At 68.8% G+C, this 15,694-nt stretch carries 12 protein-coding genes; 2 read left to right on the top strand and 10 right to left on the bottom strand.

The genetic code is table 11. The features are described 5' to 3' along the window. Positions 1-5: 5 nt before the first annotated feature. The 3 genes from FQU85_RS08830 to FQU85_RS08840 are packed head-to-tail and all read right to left on the bottom strand — an operon-like array spanning position 6 to position 3,377. Positions 6-1,091, bottom strand: coding sequence for a pyridoxal phosphate-dependent aminotransferase (locus tag FQU85_RS08830; protein ID WP_145847009.1), 1,086 nt, complete (start codon positions 1,089-1,091; stop codon positions 6-8). A 31-nt stretch (positions 1,092-1,122) separates the two neighbouring features. Continuing rightward, positions 1,123-2,025, bottom strand: coding sequence for a hypothetical protein (locus FQU85_RS08835; protein WP_145847011.1), 903 nt, complete (start codon positions 2,023-2,025; stop codon positions 1,123-1,125). Positions 2,026-2,066: 41 nt separating this feature from the next. Beyond that, positions 2,067-3,377, bottom strand: a complete 1,311-nt coding sequence (locus FQU85_RS08840; RefSeq protein WP_145847014.1) for a S8 family serine peptidase — start codon at positions 3,375-3,377, stop codon at positions 2,067-2,069. A gap of 109 nt (positions 3,378-3,486) precedes the next feature. Here FQU85_RS08840 and FQU85_RS08845 point away from each other — a divergent pair, with 109 nt between their 5' ends. Next, positions 3,487-4,599, top strand: a complete 1,113-nt coding sequence (locus FQU85_RS08845) for a CNNM domain-containing protein (protein ID WP_145847015.1) — start codon at positions 3,487-3,489, stop codon at positions 4,597-4,599. Here the strand turns inward: FQU85_RS08845 and FQU85_RS08850 are convergent. Both FQU85_RS08850 and FQU85_RS08855 read right to left on the bottom strand, forming a co-directional pair. Further along, entirely contained in the window at positions 4,518-5,573 is a 1,056-nt protein-coding gene (locus FQU85_RS08850; RefSeq protein WP_145847017.1) for a phosphotransacetylase family protein, read from the bottom strand. The genes FQU85_RS08845 and FQU85_RS08850 overlap by 82 nt on opposite strands. Then, positions 5,570-7,666, bottom strand: a complete 2,097-nt coding sequence (locus FQU85_RS08855; RefSeq protein ID WP_145847019.1) for an acetate--CoA ligase family protein — start codon at positions 7,664-7,666, stop codon at positions 5,570-5,572. The genes FQU85_RS08850 and FQU85_RS08855 overlap by 4 nt, the downstream gene beginning before the upstream one ends. A 104-nt stretch (positions 7,667-7,770) precedes the next feature. Between FQU85_RS08855 and FQU85_RS08860 the strand changes: the two genes are divergently transcribed. Then, the gene (locus FQU85_RS08860) at positions 7,771-8,577 is read left to right on the top strand and encodes a ZIP family metal transporter (RefSeq protein ID WP_145847022.1); all 807 of its coding nucleotides are present in this window, start codon (positions 7,771-7,773) and stop codon (positions 8,575-8,577) included. On the opposite strand, the gene FQU85_RS08865 is transcribed toward FQU85_RS08860, so the two are convergent. The 5 genes from FQU85_RS08865 to FQU85_RS08885 all read right to left on the bottom strand — a co-directional run bounded on the left by FQU85_RS08865 (position 8,571) and on the right by FQU85_RS08885 (position 15,552). Next, a complete protein-coding gene (locus tag FQU85_RS08865; RefSeq protein WP_145847024.1) occupies positions 8,571-10,136 on the bottom strand; it encodes a uracil-xanthine permease family protein in 1,566 nt (521 codons plus the stop codon). The genes FQU85_RS08860 and FQU85_RS08865 overlap by 7 nt on opposite strands. Before the next feature lie 147 nt (positions 10,137-10,283). Then, positions 10,284-11,777: a TrkH family potassium uptake protein gene (locus FQU85_RS08870; protein WP_145847026.1), complete on the bottom strand. Its 1,494-nt coding sequence runs from the start codon at positions 11,775-11,777 to the stop codon at positions 10,284-10,286. 472 nt (positions 11,778-12,249) lie between these two features. Next, complete coding sequence (locus tag FQU85_RS08875) at positions 12,250-13,344, bottom strand: NADH:flavin oxidoreductase/NADH oxidase (RefSeq protein ID WP_145847028.1); 1,095 nt, start codon at positions 13,342-13,344, stop codon at positions 12,250-12,252. A 485-nt stretch (positions 13,345-13,829) separates the two neighbouring features. Beyond that, a complete protein-coding gene (locus FQU85_RS08880; protein ID WP_145847030.1) occupies positions 13,830-14,315 on the bottom strand; it encodes a cation:proton antiporter regulatory subunit in 486 nt (161 codons plus the stop codon). 46 nt (positions 14,316-14,361) lie between these two features. After that, positions 14,362-15,552 (bottom strand): cation:proton antiporter, encoded by a 1,191-nt coding sequence (locus FQU85_RS08885; RefSeq protein WP_145847032.1) that lies wholly within the window; start codon positions 15,550-15,552, stop codon positions 14,362-14,364. Positions 15,553-15,694: the final 142 nt, after the last annotated feature.

The raw sequence follows: 15,694 nt of genomic DNA on the forward strand, positions 1-15,694 counted from the left end.
TAGGCTCAGCGGAAGCGGTCGAGCACGTCCCCGAACGTGTCGAGCGCGGCCGCCATCTCGTTCGGCGCGAGCCCGAGGCTCACGCGCACCCGTTCGCTATCGCCGAAGAACCGGCCGGGAACGACGAGCAGTCCGTTCTCCCACGCGCGCTCCGCGACCGCGTTCCCGTCCGCGTTCGCGGGGTCGAGGAACGCGAACGTGCTCCCGGGCGCGACCGACCCCGCGAGGTCGTCGCGCTCTGCGACGAACGACGAGAGCAATTCGGCGTTCTCCGCGAGCAGCGTCCGCGAGCGCTCGGCGAGCGGGTCTCGGTTGTGGAGCGCGCGCATCGCGAGCGTCCGGCTCGGCCCGGCGACGGCGCGGACGTGATGACTGACCGCCCGCGCGCGCTCCACGAACGCCTCGTCCGCGACGAGCCAGCCGATGCGGAGGTCGCCCAGTCCGAAGAACTTCGTCAGCGACCCCGTCACCGCGGCGTTCTCGAACTCCACTGCGCTCGGGCCGCCGAACGGCCCGTCTTCCGCCTCGGGGAGGTAGGGCGCGTACACCTCGTCTACGAGCAGGCGTGCGCCGCCGTCCCGCGCGACCGTCGCGGTCTCGGCGAGCGTCTCCCGCGCCGCGAGCCGGCCCGACGGATTGTGGCGGTTCGTCACCGTCACCAGTGCGGTGTCGGGCGTGAGCGCCTTCCTGACCCGGCTCGGGGAGAGAGCGTCGTCCTCGTCGCGGCGGAACCGGTCGACGTGCGCGCCGAGCGCGCGCGGCGACGCCACCAGCGGTTCGTACCCCGGTTTCTCCACGAGCGCTCGCGGCCCGTCCGCGTCGCTGGCGTCGAGTGCGGCCGCCGCGGCGAGGAAGTTCGCCTGCGTCGCGCCGCCGGTCACGAGGACTTGCTCGGGTTCGACGCCGTACTCGCCCGCAATCTGCATCTCCAGGCTCGCGCCCGTCGGCGGGTCGTCCAGGCCCTCCAGGGGCGCGGGGACGACTTCGCCGCCGCGGTCGCGGTCGCCGCGGAGGTCGCTCGTTCCGAGGTCGTACATCGCGACCTCCGGCCGGCCGGTCTTCCACGTCAGGTAGTCGATGTCGGGGAACACACCGGGCGTTCTCTCCGCGCGCTGATAGGCGTTACCGAACCCGGAACTCGGCACCCGAGGCGTCCAATACGAGCAGGGAGTGATACCGGAGGTAGGTCGTCACCGGCACCTGCACGGCGACGAGGAGGGCGAGTGCGACCAGCAGGGCGAGCACGCCCACCGCCGCCAGAACGGCGGTGGCGACGCCGGTGAGTGCGAGCCCGGAGAACGCGAGCGCCACGGGCACGGCGAACGCGCCCGCGACGATGCTCGTCAGGAGGCCGGCGAGCACGGTGAGCGTGAACCGCACCACCGCGTACACGACGAACTGCGGGAGCTCCGCGCGGAGCGTCGGCCAGAACGCCCGCCATCCCTCTATCACCTCGAGGTCGCGGTCCGCCATCAGCGGAACGACGAACGCCGTCGTCGCCGCGCTCGCTACGACCGCGCCGACCGCGACCACCGCGACGACTGGAACGAGGAAGACGCCGCCGAGCGCGAACACCACGGACTCCCGCGTGAGTGCGGCGAACAGGAACGCCGCGACGACCGCGAGCGGGAGCAGTACCAGGACGCCGAGGGCCGCGCGGAACGCGAACAACCGCGTCCCCCACCCCAGCGACCGCTTGAACGGACCCCACAGGCGGACCGTGCGCGACCGGAGCGCGTGCACGAGCACGAATTCCAGCACCGACCCCAGCCAGAGGACGACGACTCCCAGGACGAGCGCCGCCCCGACCACGAGCACCAGGCGGGGCAGGTACTCGAGTGCCCGCGGCCCCAGCCACGTCGGCGTGACGTTCACCGACAGCGACGGCGTCCGCGTCCCCACGGACCCGCCGGCGAACAGCGACACCACCGCGAGCCGCAGCCACACAGACACCGAGAACGGCATCAGGAGCGTCCGCGCCTCGTCCAGCGCGTCGTCCAGCAACTCCACCGCGTAGTAGCTCATACTCCCCGTACTTTCCTCGCCGAAATAAAAGAGGCGGGCCGCTACTCCGTGACGGCGGCGTACGGGTCGAGAACGCCCTTACCGTAGTACGTCTTGTCCGCCGGATAGTCGCCGTCAGCGGTGCGTTCGAGCCGTCCACGCACCTGATTCGCGTTCAGTCCCGGGTCGGTACTCTTCACGAGCGCCGCCGCGCCCGCGACCTGCGGCGCGGCCATCGACGTCCCGGCGACCCAGGAGTACGTGTACTCCGCGCCCTGATACTCGCCGTCCGCGAACGTCGGAAGCGCGACTGTGTTCAGCACCATGTCGTAGTACCATCCGGCCGGCTGGGAGAGGTCGTAGTTCCCGCCGGGTGCGGCGATGTTAATGGCGTTCGTGCCGTAGTTCGTGTAGTTCGCCGGGGTGTCGTACGGGGACTCGAGTCCGGCCTCCCCGTGCGCGAACCCGATGGGGCCGGTGGCGCTGATGGAGAGGACGTTCGCCGCCTCGTTCGGGAGGCTGATGACGGGGCCGTCGTGCTGGAGGTCGGCGGCGTCGTTGCCGGCGGAGACGACGACGAGCGTGCCCTGGCGGCGCGCGTACGACATCGTCTTGTTCACGACTTTCCCGTAGAACGACCCGAACCCGCGCCGGGAGACGGGGTACGCGCCGATGCTGAGGTTCGCGGCGTCACAGCCGATATTCGCGCTGTAGACGACGGCCGCGAGGATGTCCGCGAACGACGCGAGCGCGTCGGGCGAGAACACGCGGCAGTCGACGATCTCGGTGCCGGGCGCGGTGCCGACGACGCCCGCGTCGTTCTGGTCGTTCGCGGCGACGATGCCGGCGACGTGCGTGCCGTGGTAGCCGCCGTACGGGCCGCCCGCCCCGTAGCCGTCTCCCGTGAAGTTCCGGGAGAGGTCCACGTTGACGGCGTGTTTGAGGTCGGGATGGCAGGCGGCGACGCCGGTGTCGACGATGGCGACGCGCGTCCCCTCCCCCCGCGTCACCTCGTGGGCCTCCGGGATGTTCTGCGTCTGCTTGTCCCACTGGAGCGGATACAGCGGTTCGTCGGTGGCTTCCTCGGCGTCCTCGGTCGTGATGGGGTCGGTCGGGAGGTCGAGTTCGTAGACGACGTCGGGCGCGTACTTCCCGAGGCGTTTCACCTCGCTCTCCGCGCCCTCGACGACGGCGAACCCGATCTCGCTGAGGTCGTGGACGACGGTGACGTCGCTCTTCTCCAGTTTCTTCCCCTTCGCCTTGACGATGAACCGTTCCGTCGATTCGGCGGCCGTGACGGTGGATCCGACCGCGATGCCGCCGAGCGCTGCCCCGCTGAGCGTGAGGAACTCTCGCCTGGTATGTTCTACCATCGTTCGTGATATTCACTCTCCAGGACATATAGTTTCCGACAACTCACCTCTCGTTTTTGGAGGGGAGCGGCCGGCCGTTTTCTGCCCGGTCGCGAACCACGCCCTGGCGATGGATACACTCGCGCTCGTCCTCCGCCTCGTCGGGGGCGTTATCCTCCTCGGCATGAACGGCTTCTTCGTGGTGACGGAGTTCGCGCTGACGCGCGTCCGCCAGTTCTCCGAGTCCGAGTTCGACGAACCCGGACTGCGGCGAGCGTGGGAGATGACGGAGGAACTCGAAATCTACCTCTCCGGCTGCCAGGTCGGCATCACCGTCTCCTCGGTCAGCCTCGGCGTCGTCGCCGAACCCGCGGTCGCCGCGCTGTTCGCGATCCCCGCGGGCGTCTCGCACGCCGTCTCCGCGGTACTCGCGCTCGCCGTCATCAACTTCTTTCACGTCGTCGTTGGCGAACAGATCCCCACGTATCTCGGCGTCGAACGCACGAAACAGGTCGCGCGGTACGGCGCGCCCGGCCTCTACTACTGGACGCGCCTCCTCGCGCCCGTCATCAGGTTCGCTGACTGGGTCGCGAAACGCGTGCTCAGTCTCGCCGGCGTCGAGATGACGCGGTCGTGGACCGAGGAGGAGGACGTCCCGACGTCGCGCGCCGAACTCCGCCGCGAGATAGGCGACGTGCTCGCCACCGACGTCCTCACCGAGGAACGCCGCCAGGAAGTCCTCGCCGCCCTTGAGATCGGGCAGACGCCCGTCCGCGAGATCGCCATCGACCGCGACGAGATCGTCGCGCTCAGCACCGACCAGTCGTTCGACGAGAACCTCGCCGTGATGGAGACCCATCCCCACGTCCGCTTCCCCCTGGTCGGGGAGAGCCTGGAGGACTTCCACGGCATCGTCTACACGCCGGTCGTCCTCCGGGAGTTCGACCACCTCCGGAACGACGACATCGCGCTCTCCGAACTCGCCCACGACACGATGACCGTGCAGGCCGACGCCCCCGTCAGCCAGGTCATCGACGCCTTCCAGGCGCGCCAGCAGGAACTCGCGTTCGTCGTCGACGAAGGCGAGGTCGTCGGGAGGGTGACGCCGACGGACGCGTTCGCCGCCGTGATGGGGGAGTTCCCCGACCCCGTCGAACAAACCTACCCGAGGAGGGCGTCGAGGTCGGCGTGCTCGGCGAGCAAGCCCTGCATTCGCGCGACAGTGTCGCGGTTACGGACGTGACCGCCGCCGAGCACGGCTTCGAGCCGTTCGATGGTGCGGAGCGTGTCGGTCGCGACGACGAGCACGGGAACGCCCGCGTCCGCGGCCTTCCCGAGCACCGCGCCGGATGGTTCGTGGCCGCCCGTGAGGACGAGGCACTCGACGCCGGGCGCGTCCAACGCGGCGGTCTGCACGTCCGCGCGGTCGCCGCCCGTGACGACGGCGGCGTTCGTGGCGCGCCGGAAGTGTCGGAGCGCGGACTCCCCGCTCATCGCGCCGACGAGGAATCGCTCCACGAGCGCGCCGGCGTCGGCGTCCGTGACGGTTCGCGCGCCGAGTTCGGCTGCGAGGTCCGCGACGGTGACGCCCGCGAGTTCGGGGACGCGTGGCACCGCGCCGAGCACCGGCACGTCCCGGGATTCGAGGAACGCGGCCGCGTCCGCGTCGAGGTCGTCGAGGACGGCGTCCGGAACGCGGTTGAAGAGCACGCCCGCGAGCCGGTCGCCGTAGCGGTCCGCGGCGTCCAGCACGTCGTCGACGTCCCGGGATTCCGCGTAGTCGGAAACGAGGACGACGCGGGCGTCCAGGAGGTCGGCGAGCGCGGGCGACGCGAGGCCGGCGGCGCGGCCCGTTCTCGGCCTGCCCGCCGCCTCCGCGAACACGTCGTCCGCGTTCGCGCTGATGTCGTCGTACGCCTCCCGGACGCGCTCGCGGAGTTCGTCGGGGTCTTCCGTCCCGCGGAGCACGCCGTCCACGAACGTCGGCGAGTACACGACCGGCTCCATGTCGTGGACTTCGGTGTCGAGGCCGAGCACGTCCCGCGCGAGCAACGGGTCGGGGTCGAGCGTCTTCCCGACGTTGCTCTGGAGGTGAGTGCCAAGCGGCTTCATGTATCCCACGGTTCGCTCGCGGTCTTGTGCGGCGCGTGCGAGTGCGAGTGCGACCGCGGTCTTTCCGGTGCTGTCCGCCGTCGATGCGAGTAGTGTCGTCGTCATAGGTCGTCTGGGTCGATGGTGAGGCGGACGTCCACGGCCTGCACGCCGTCGGCCGTCGCCACGAGTGGGTTGATGTCCAGTTCGAGTATCGCCGGGAAGTCGCTCGCGAGCTGGCTGAGGCGTTCGATGCTCTCGCGGAGCGCGTCGAGGTCGGCGGGCTCGCGGCCGCGCGCCCCGCGGAGGAGTGGTGCGGCCTGGATGTCGGAGAGCATTCCGTCGGCCTCCCGCTCGCTCACGGGCGCGACCCGCACGGTCGTGTCCTCCATCACTTCCACGAAAATCCCCCCGAGGCCGAAGAGGACGAGCGGGCCGAACTGGGGGTCGCGGTTCACGCCGAGAATCGTCTCCGTCCCTCGATCCGTGTCCACGAGTTCCTGCACTTGCACGCCGAGCAGCGTCGCGTCGGGCTGGTAGTTCCGGGCGCGCGAGACGAGGTCTTCGTACGCGTCGTACACGCCCTCGTTCGGCACGCCGACCTTCACGCCGCCGATATCGGACTTGTGTAAAATGTCCGGGCTGACGATTTTCATCACCACGTCGCCCTCGATGTCGTGCGCGAGCGACACGGCGTCCTCGGGCGTCTCCGCGATACCGCCCGCGGGCGTCGGGATGCCGTACGCGTCCAGTAACTCCATCGCCTCCACGCCGAGACGGGTCTCCCCGCGGTCGGCCGCGGCGTCGAGGATGTCGCGCGCCGCCGCCTCGTCCACGTCGAACTCCCGCGGCGGTTCGTATTGCCGCTCCGAGATGCGGCGCTGGCGCGCGAGCGCGTCGAGGCTGTCCACCGCCCGCGCCGGGTCGAAGTAGTTCGGGACGCCCGACTCCCGGAGGCGGGCCGACGCCTCCTCGGCGCGCCGCCCGCCCATCAGCACCGCGGCGACCGGGAGGTCGTGTGCGTCCTGCGCGTCGCCCACCACCGCTGCGAGGTCGGCGTAGTCGAGGACGGCGGTGGGGGCGGCGACGACGACGGCCGCGCCGACGCTCGGGTCGTCGAGCACCGTGTCGATCGCGGTTCGGAACCGCTCGACGCCCGCGTCCCCGATGACGTCCACGGGGTTGTAGCGGTTCGCGTTCTCGGGGAGCGACTCGGCGAGCGCGTCCAGCGTCTCGTCGGTGAAGGACGCCATCGAGAGCGAGGAGTCGCCGACGGCGTCGGTCGCCATCACGCCCGGGCCGCCCGCGTTCGTCACCACGGCCACCGAATCCGCGTCGGGGAGCGGAAGGCCGTCGAGCGCGCGGGCGTAGTCGAACAGCTGTTGGACGTTCTCCGCGCGCACGACGCCCGCCTGGTCGAGGCCGGCCTCGTACGCGGCGTCGCTTCCCGCGATGGTGCCGGTGTGGCTGGACGCGGCCTGCGCGCCCGCCTCCGTCCGCCCGGACTTCACGAGCACGACCGGCGTCTCGTCGGTCACGTCGCGCGCGGTGTCGATGAACGCGCGGCCGTCGCTGATGCCTTCGAGGTAGCCGAGGACGACGCTCGTCTCGTCGTCCCCCCACGCCTCGACGAAGTCGGTCTCGTCGAGCACGGCTTCGTTTCCGAGGCTGACGACGTGCCGGAACCCGATTTCTTGGTCGCTCGCCCAGTCCAGCGCGGCGGTGATGAACGCGCCGGACTGACTCATGAAGCTCATCGACCCCGGGAGCGCGTCCGCGGGGCCGAACGTCGCGTTCATCGACGACGGCGTGCTCATGATTCCGAGGCTGTTGGGGCCGACGAGCGTGAGGTCGTACTCCTCGGCCGTGGCGGCGAGGTCGCGCTCGCGCGCCGCGCCTTCGCTCCCAGCTTCCCCGAATCCTGCCGTGATGACGACGACGTTCTCGATGCCCGACTCGCCGGCCTCCCGTACCACGTCGACGGCGACCGACGGCGGCACCACGACCACCGCGAGATCCGCGTTCGCTACCGCGGAGAGCGAGTCGTGACACACATGGCCAAGCACGGCGTCTCGACTCGGGTTCACCGCGACGACCTCGCCGTCGAACGAGTCGAGGTTCTCCAGTACGGCACGCCCCACCGATCCCTCGCGGTCCGTCGCGCCGACGACGGCGACGCGCTCGGGGTCGAAGAGGCCGCCGACTCCTACACCTGTCATCGCCTAGCCGGTGGGGCGGTCGGCCGATAAAACCACCCACCGAGTTTTAGGAAGGCCAAAAATAATTCCGAAAATGGAAAAAGCGTTTACTACAAACCGTTCGTATGGTCTCGCTCTCCGCGCTCGCGTTCGTCGTCCTCGCCGGCCTCGTCACGTGTCTCGCGACCGGACTGGGAGCGCTCCCGTTCTTCATCGTAGACGACGTGAGCGACCGGTGGACGGTCGCGCTCTGGGGGCTCGCGTCCGGCATCATGCTCTCCGCGTCCGGGTTCGGCCTGGTTCTCCAAGGACTCAACCACGGCACCCCCACCGAAGTCGGCGTCGGCGCGCTCGCCGGCGTCGTCCTCGTCGTCGTCTCCCACCGCGTCATCACGGACGCCGAGGTAGACCCCCGCGAGTTCGCGGAAGCCGACTTCCGGAAACTCGTCCTCATCCTCGGCGTCCTCACCGTCCACTCCTTCCCCGAGGGCGTCGCCGTCGGCGTCAGCTTCGCCAATCTCGGCCTCGCAACCGCCGAGAACACGCTCATGGTCCTAGGGTTCTCCGTCCCCCTCCTCGCCGCGTTCATGACCGTCGCTATCTCCGTTCACAACGTTCCCGAGGGCCTCGCCGTCTCGATCCCCCTCAAAAACCTCGGGATGAGCAAGTGGCGGATGGTCGGCGCCGCCGTCTTCAGCAGTCTCCCGCAGCCCATCGGCGCGGGCCTCGCGTTCATCTTCGTGCGGTGGGCGCGCATCTTCCTCCCGTACGGCTTCGGGTTCGCCGCCGGCGCGATGACCTACCTCGTCCTCACGGAGTTCATCCCGGAGGCCCGCGAAACCGGCCAGGCCCTCGACAACGACGGCGTCCCCGAACTCGCCGCCGGCCTCGTCGTCGGCACCGTCTCGATGCTTCCCCTCGTCCTCTACTGACGCAGGCGCTCCCACGCCGACTCGAACGCACCCTCGTCCTCCGTGAGCGACGACCACTCGTCGAGGCCGCGCTCCTCGCGGCTCCCCGGGATCGTGTTGTCGAGCACGAACGCGGTCAGCCCGCCGACCGCCATCCCCGTGCCGCCGACCACGTACACCGTCTGCGCGACGACGTCGGTTCCGAGGACGACGCCGAGCACGGGCACGTCAGCGAACCCGGCCTGCAGCACGCCCGCGTCCGCCACGCCGCCCATGTAGGCCGGGACGGCGAGGCCGACGAACAGCGAGAACCCGAGCACGTAGATGTTCCGCGAGGAGTCGAGGTCGACGTACGTGAGGTTCGAGAGGCCGACCGCGACGATCTGGCCGAACATCGCGACGAACAGGCCGCCGACGATGGGGTCGGGGATAGTCGTGACGAGGCCGCCGACGTACCCGACGAACCCGACGACGAGCATGAACAGCGCGCCGATCTGGACGACGTACCGGGACGCGACGCCGGTGAGGCCGATGGCGCCGACGTTCTCCGAGTACGACGTGGAGCCGTTCCCGGTGCCCATGACGCCCGCGAACGCGCTCATCAGGCCCTCCATGCCGATGCCGTGGTCGATGCGTTTCGCGGAGGGCGCGCCCGTCCCCGAGAGCCGCGCGACCGCGTGGTAGTCGCCGAACGACTCGAACACCGACGCGAGGAAGCCCGCGAACATCCCGACGACGTAGGCGGGCGTGAACAGCGGCGTCCCCCACTGGAACGGCGACGGCACGGTGAGCGCGGGCGCGGACGTGACCTGCGAGAGGTCGACGTAGCCGTACGCGTTCGGCCCGATGACGCCGGCGACGGAGAGCACGGCGGCGACGCCCCAGGCCGCAACGATGCCGATGAGGACGGGGTAGAGCCGGAACGCCGTGCTGACCGTCGAGAGGTACTGGCTGAACCCGACGATGAGGAGGACGGTGAGGCCGAGCAGGTACCAGTTCTGCTGGGCGCCCGCCATCTGTGCGTTCACGTCGATAATCTGGGGGGCGTTGAACAACGCGAGACCGATGAGCGCGATGGTCGGCGCGATGCTCACCGGCGAGATATACCGCTTGAGCCAGCCGACCAGCCCGACGTACCCGATGAGGGTCTCCGCGAGCGCGGCGACGATGATGGCGCCCTGGAGCTGGCGCAACATGACCTCCCAGCTCGGCGGGTTCGGCTGGCTCGCCATCACGCCGACGATGGCGAGCGCGGGCGCGAGCAGCGCGAACGACGCCCCCTGCACGATCGGGTAGCGGTTCCCGAGCGTCGTCTGCGCGAGCGTCGCCACCCCGGAGACGACGAAGAACGTCCCTACCAACTGGGCGGTCGCGCCCGCCGGCATCCCTATCGCGGACGCGAGGATGAGCGGCACGGCGATGTTCGCGCCGACCATCGTCAGGTAGTGCTGGAGGCCGAGCGCCGCCGCGCGACCCAGCGGCGGTTCGTCTTCGATACCGTACTCCACCAGAGACGACTCCACGCGCTCCGTCCCCGGTTCGCCCGCCATCCCCTCGGGGGGCGTCTCGTCCGAACTCATTTCGAGTAGAGCGCACAGACGCCCGCGGGATAAGCGCCGCGCTTTCACCGACGACCGACCGCAACCGCGTTCTCGCCCGCCGACCCACCTTCTGGGCGTGACGTTCGACCGCTGACTGTACGCGCGGGCGCTCACGGAGGGACGGGCTCAGGATCGCCAGAACGTCGGCGTCAACAGCACGAGCACGGGCATGATTTCGATGCGGCCGATCCACATCAGCGCCGTCATCACGAGCTTCGTCGACGCCGGGAAGGACTCGTAGTTCGCGAGCGGGCCCGCGAGCCCGAACGCCGGCCCGATGTTCAGGAAGGTGGACGCCGCCGCGCCCATCGCCTCGAACTCGCTCACTGGAAGCGCGACGCGAGCGGCGTCGACGGCGACGAACGCGGCCGCCGCCGCGAAGATCACGAGGGTCAGGAGAACGTACGCGTAGATGTCTCGGATGGTGTCCTCCGCGACGACGCTTTCACCCAATCGTACCGGGCGGACGGCGTCCGGGAGCGCTGACGTGTAGAGGTTGCGGCGGAGCGACTTCAGGACGACCAGCCACCGCACGGCCTTGATCGAACACGTCGTACTGCCCGCCATCCCGCCGACGAACATCCCCGCGAACAGGAGGGCTTTCGCGCTCGACGACCAGACGTTGAAGTCCGTGCTCGCGTACCCGGTCGTCGTCACGATAGAGACGACCTGGAAGACCGCGTGACGAATCGTCGCCATACCGGAGAGCTCGAGTCCCGCGTCGAGGCTGAGGAGGACGATGGCGGTGAGTGAGAACGCGGCGAGCGCTCCGATGTAGAACCGGAACTCGCTGCTGTTCCGCGCCCGCTTCGTGTCTCCGGTGGCGGCGTGGTAGATGAGGACGAAGCTGGTCGCGCCTGCGACCATGAACACCACGAGCGCCCACTGCACCGCCGGGGAGAACGCCGCGATGCTGTTCGCGCGCGGCGAGAACCCGCTCGTCGAGACGGACGTGAGGGCGTGCGCGACCGCGTCGAACAGCGTCATCTCGGGCGCGACGCCGGCGACGTTCAGACTGTAGAGGACGACGACGGCGAGCGCCGTGAGCGTGATGTAGATACTCCAGAGCAGTCGCGCGGTGTCGGAAATCTGTGGGGTGAGCTTGACGTCCTTCGTCTGCGTCTCGGTCTCCATGAGCTGCGCGCCGCCGACGGAGACGCGGGAGAGCACCGCGGTCGCGAGCACGAGCACGCCGAGGCCGCCGAGCCACTGGAGGAGCGACCGCCACAGGAAGATAGCGCGCGAGTGCGCGTCGAAGTCCACGATAACGGTCGCGCCCGTCGTGGTAACGCCGCTCATCGACTCGAACAGCGCGTTCACGGGATGCGCGAGCACGCCGTTCTGCGCCAAGGCGAACGGGATCGACCCGACGAGCGCGACGCTCAGCCACGTGAGCGCGACCATGAGGAACGCCTCGCGGACGTGCACGTCCGCGTTCGACGAAATTCGTTCGAGCGCGAGGCCGACGGTTACGGTGACGACCATCGGCGCGAGGAACGGCACGACTTGTGTCCCGTCGTACAGCGCGAGGAGGAGTGGCGCTGTGAGCGGCACCCAGAGCCACTTGAGGACGACGCCGATGAGCTTCAGGCTCGCGCGCCAGCGGACGCGCAGACTCATCGGGCGCTACTCGCGGCCGGCAGTCTCTCGGGGGTGGGCGAACGAGTCACGTCTCGTCGGACTGAACGCCCGCCGCACCCTTAAATCCGGGCTTCGGGGCTGACACGACGACCCCGCGGTTCGCGCGCCGACTGGTCGCCGGGTTTCGCGGCCCGACGCGCGACGACTTTCAGTAGATACCGCCCGCTGGTCGCGGCTTCCTACTTGAACGTTCGTCCAATGCGTGAAACCGCACAAGAGTAGGGATTCGCGGCACAACGCACCGCGATTTCGCGTCAGAGGAGCCGCCTGACTGCGTCACGCTCGGGCCGCACAGTCCGTCGCCGCGCCGCCGGTCGACTCCGGCGACCCGCATTTTGTGGTGGTGAGCAAGACGCTTCGCGTCTTGCGACTTCCGCGAAGATTCGCTTCGCAGAACAGATTTTTGCGGCGAGTGGTCGGCGTTGCCGACCCGAGCCGGAAAACGGTGCGTTCAGAAGCCCCGGAGGTACTGGGAGGGCGGGCGGTTGGCGTCTTCCCGACCGAGCTCCTGGGCGGCGTGGAGCCCGAAGTAGGGGTCGCGGAGGAACTTCCGGCCGACGATAGTGAGGTCGACGCGGTCGTTGCGGATGAGAGCGTCGGCCTGCTCGGGGCTGGTGATGCCGCCGACGCTCCCGATTTTGATGTCGGCGGTCTTGTTCTCGCGGATCTGTTCGGCGAAGCGGAGTTGGTAGTTGGGGCCGACCCATTCGATGTTCTGCTTTGGAGAGATACCGCCGGTGGAGACGTCGATGAGGTCGGCGCCGGCCTCGCTGAGTTGGTCGGCGAGACGGGTGGATTGTTCGACGTCCCAGCTCGGTTCGTCGTCTATCCAGTCCGTCGCGCTGATGCGGACGAACACGGGTTTGTCGTCGGGGTACACGTCGCGGACGGCCTCGACGACTTCGCGAACGATGCGGGTTCGGTTCTCGAAGCTCCCGCCGTACTCGTCGTCGCGGTCGTTCGTGACGGGGCTGAGGAACTGGTGGAGGAGGTAGCCGTGAGCGGCGTGGACTTCGGGCACGTCGAACCCGGCGTCGAGCGCGTGTTCGGCGGCCTCGCGGAAGGACTCCACGACCGCCTCGACTTCTTCGGTGGTGAGCGCGTGCGTGGGGTGGTCGGTCTCGTGGGGATAGGGTTCGTCCGTCGCGGAGACGACTTCCCAGCCGCCCTCCTCGGTGGGGACGTAGCCCTCCTCGTCCGCCCACGGGCGGTGCGTGGAGGCTTTCCGGCCGGCGTGCGCGAGCTGGATGCCGGAGACCGCGCCCTGGGACTCGATGAAGTCAGTTGTGCGCTTGAGGGCGTCCGCGTGCTCCTCGCTCCAGATGCCGAGGTCGTGGGGCGTGATGCGACCACGCGGTTCGACGGCGGTCGCTTCGGCCATCACGAGGCCGGCGCCGCCGACGGCGCGCGTGCCGAGGTGGACGTTGTGCCACTCCGTCGCGAGGCCGTCGAGGCCGTCGCAGGAGTACTGGCACATCGGCGACAGCATCAGTCGGTTCGGAATCTCCGTCCCCCTGAGTTCGAGCGGCGTGAACAGATCCGTCATCGCGCCCCTCTATCCGCGCGCGTCCTAAAGCCGTGCCGTCAGCGGGTCGGCTTGCCGGAAACGGGTTTGCCGGCTCTATCGGACTCCACACCCCCCAGGACGAACACGGTTATTCGCCGCGCCTATAGTACCACAAAAGCACCCCTGTACGGTTTAGCTAATTTCAGGCGCTAAGCCCCCTGCCTCAAGGAGCCGCCGAAGACGGCGAGTAGGCAGGGGTAGTTCACATTGCCGACACAGAGGCGGTGTCCTGATGGCTGTCCAGGCAGTACGTGCGTGGCGGGGGCCGTCCCGCCAAAACAGCCAGGCTGCGAGGCTGCCCCGGTATACAGGGAGGGCTTACTGACCAGTATTAGACGGGGTTCCGCCCGCGGTACGTGGCTGGCCAGCCCCGGCCGCGCAGCTGGGAGCGAGCGACACCGGCCGCCGGACTCGACAGCCCCGGTGCGAACGCGCGGCGGTGTGTCTGTGCTCGCGTGAGACGACTACTCGTCGGGGGTGACTGTGTCGGAGAACGCGGTGTGTTCCTCGCGGGTGCCGACGCCGACGAGGATGTCGCCCTCGGTGAGTTCGAAGTCGGGGCCGGGGTTTGAGACTGTGTCGTCGCCGCGCTGTATCGCGATAATTGTGACGCCAGTTCCTTCCCGGATGCCCGCGCTCGAGAGCGTTTCGCCGGTGATCGGGGAGTCCGCGGTGACCTCGACCCACTCGATGATGGCGTCGCCGAGGGGGACGGTGAGTTCGTCCACGTCCACGGACTCGAAGTACGCGCCTTCGAGGATGGAGCCGAGCGTGTTCGCCTGTTCGCCTGAGAGATCCAGGATTTTCTCGCCGTCGGCGTCCGGGTTGTCTCGCCGGTAGAGTTCGCAGCGCCCGTCGTGATGGAGGACGACGACGACGCTGGCGTCGCCCGCGAGCGGGAGTTCGAAGCGGCGGCCGACGCCCGGAATGTCCGTCTCGTAAACCCTCATACGCGGGCGTTCGCCGGGCGACGGCAAAAATACCGGTGGCCTCCCCCTACGTGGTCGGGAGGTGGCGTTCGATGCTAGGGGCGAACTGGATGAGGGTGGTGCCGAGGATGCTCATGACGAGGACGTAGCCGACGGTGAACGCGTAGATAGTTTCGGCGGTCGCCGTGGGCAGAGTCGCGCCGGCGCCGGCGAGCGCTGTCGCGGCGATGATGAGTGAGAACTCGCCCCGAGTGACCATCGCGAGGCCGACGCGGAGCGAGCGCTGGTCGGTCAGTTCGTACAGGCGGCCGCTGTAGTAGCCGCTGAGAAGTTTCGATGGCAGCGTGACGAGGACGGCGAGTGCGATGAGGTCGAGGACGCCGAGGAAGGAGAACGGGTCGGTGACGAGGCCGATCCAGAAGAAGAACACCGCAGCGAACGTGTCCCGGATCGGCGTGAGGGATTCCTCGATGGCGTGGACGAACGACGTGGAGCTGAACGCCATCCCGACGAAGAACGCGGCGACGGCTTCGCTCACGCCGAGCGCGAGCGCCGCGCCGGCGATGAGGACGGTCGTGCCGACCGTTCGCAGGACGAAGTACTCGCTCGAGGGCGTATCGAGCAGGCGTTCGAGCCAGCCCGTGCCCGCGTAGACGAGGACGACGAGTAAGAAGAGAAAGCCCACTGCGATGCCGACGGATTCGGCCGCCGTGGCGAGCGACCCGCCGCCGAGTACGGCCGCACCGAGTACGGCGAGGTAGACGGCGATGGCGAGGTCTTCGAAGACGAGAGTGCCGAGGATCGGCGCGCTCTCCGGGTTCGCGATCCATCCTACGTCGAGCATTGTCTTCGTGATGACTGCGCTCGAGGAGATGTAGACGATGCCCGCGACGACCAGCGCGGCGACGACGCTGTCGAACAACCACACCCCGAAGAGGAGGCCGACGGCGAAGTTCACGACGAAGTCCGCGACGCCCGCCTTCCCGATGCGTTCGCGGTCGCGGAGCAGCGTCTCCAGGTTGAACTCCAGGCCGAGGAAGAAGAGGAGGAAGACGATGCCGAGTTCCGCGCCGACCTCGATGAACGCCGTCTCCGAGACGTACGGCAGGCCCACGCTCCCGACGACGTACTCGTTGAGCGCCATTCCCACGAGGATGTAGAACGGAATCGGTGAGAGTCCGGCACGCGCGGCGACGATGCTCACCGCCGCAATCGCCGCGAACATCACGCCGGCTTCGAAGAGGAGTTCCCCAGCCATCGGTCGAGTCCTCCTGCGCCCGCAGTCCACTTAATTGGGCGGTCTTGTTCCACCTCTGAGGCGGTCGATCCCTCGTAGCGGATCGGTATTGTCGGGCGTATCGAAGCAGAGGCACGCGTATTCCCGAGTTCGTTTGCCGCTT

Origin of the sequence: Salarchaeum sp. JOR-1 (assembly GCF_007833275.1) — an archaeon.
Classification (GTDB): domain Archaea; phylum Halobacteriota; class Halobacteria; order Halobacteriales; family Halobacteriaceae; genus Salarchaeum.

Bases quoted from the DNA above. Each gene is read 5' to 3' on its own strand.
- FQU85_RS08835 (WP_145847011.1), bottom strand. From the start codon at position 2,025: ATGAGCTACTACGCGGTGGAGTTGCTGGACGACGCGCTGGACGAGGCG.
- FQU85_RS08870 (WP_145847026.1), bottom strand. From the start codon at position 11,777: ATGAGTCTGCGCGTCCGCTGGCGCGCGAGCCTGAAGCTCATCGGCGTC.
- FQU85_RS08860 (WP_145847022.1), top strand. From the start codon at position 7,771: ATGGTCTCGCTCTCCGCGCTCGCGTTCGTCGTCCTCGCCGGCCTCGTC.
- FQU85_RS08840 (WP_145847014.1), bottom strand. From the start codon at position 3,377: ATGGTAGAACATACCAGGCGAGAGTTCCTCACGCTCAGCGGGGCAGCG.
- FQU85_RS08885 (WP_145847032.1), bottom strand. From the start codon at position 15,552: ATGGCTGGGGAACTCCTCTTCGAAGCCGGCGTGATGTTCGCGGCGATT.
- FQU85_RS08855 (WP_145847019.1), bottom strand. From the start codon at position 7,666: ATGACAGGTGTAGGAGTCGGCGGCCTCTTCGACCCCGAGCGCGTCGCC.
- FQU85_RS08875 (WP_145847028.1), bottom strand. From the start codon at position 13,344: ATGACGGATCTGTTCACGCCGCTCGAACTCAGGGGGACGGAGATTCCG.
- FQU85_RS08865 (WP_145847024.1), bottom strand. From the start codon at position 10,136: ATGAGTTCGGACGAGACGCCCCCCGAGGGGATGGCGGGCGAACCGGGG.
- FQU85_RS08845 (WP_145847015.1), top strand. From the start codon at position 3,487: ATGGATACACTCGCGCTCGTCCTCCGCCTCGTCGGGGGCGTTATCCTC.
- FQU85_RS08850 (WP_145847017.1), bottom strand. From the start codon at position 5,573: ATGACGACGACACTACTCGCATCGACGGCGGACAGCACCGGAAAGACC.
- FQU85_RS08880 (WP_145847030.1), bottom strand. From the start codon at position 14,315: ATGAGGGTTTACGAGACGGACATTCCGGGCGTCGGCCGCCGCTTCGAA.